This is a genomic window from Falsihalocynthiibacter sp. S25ZX9, from assembly GCF_041205405.1.
Taxonomy (GTDB): domain Bacteria; phylum Pseudomonadota; class Alphaproteobacteria; order Rhodobacterales; family Rhodobacteraceae; genus Falsihalocynthiibacter; species Falsihalocynthiibacter arcticus.
In genome coordinates this window covers 1-387 of sequence record NZ_JBGFCD010000087.1, presented here as the reverse complement: position 1 = coordinate 387, position 387 = coordinate 1, and the positions used below count along the sequence as shown (strand labels likewise).

Here is a 387-nt window from a genome sequence, read left to right as displayed (position 1 = left end):
ACACTACTTACCACATGATCGGCAGTTACATAATGACAGAAAATGTCTCTGGTACTGCGCTTTAAATGCCGTGGTGGTATATAACGTCGGCGTTTCTTGAACCGATGATTTGCCAACCGTAAACGCACGCCCGCAACAGTTAAAACACGCACCAAAAAGGGAGGACACGATGTCGGCTCAAGGACTGGAAGTGATCGACCATACAGTTCAACTCACCCATGAATGGATCAACGAATTGCGCGATAGACTAGCTTGGAGCAGCAGCCGCGATGCCCTGCGTTTGCTGCGCGCAACAATGGCGCAAATTCGCTATCACCTGCAACATGAGGAAGCAGTGCAGCTCTCGGCCCAGATGCCTCTGCTGGTGCGTGGCATGTTTTTTGAGGG

At 51.2% G+C, this 387-nt stretch carries 1 protein-coding gene; it reads left to right on the top strand.

The genetic code is table 11. The features are described from left to right. Positions 1 to 169 precede the first annotated feature (169 nt). Positions 170 to 387, top strand: a 218-nt coding sequence (locus AB9F29_RS21395; RefSeq protein ID WP_369757188.1) for a DUF2267 domain-containing protein, incomplete at its 3' end; no start/stop codon positions are given.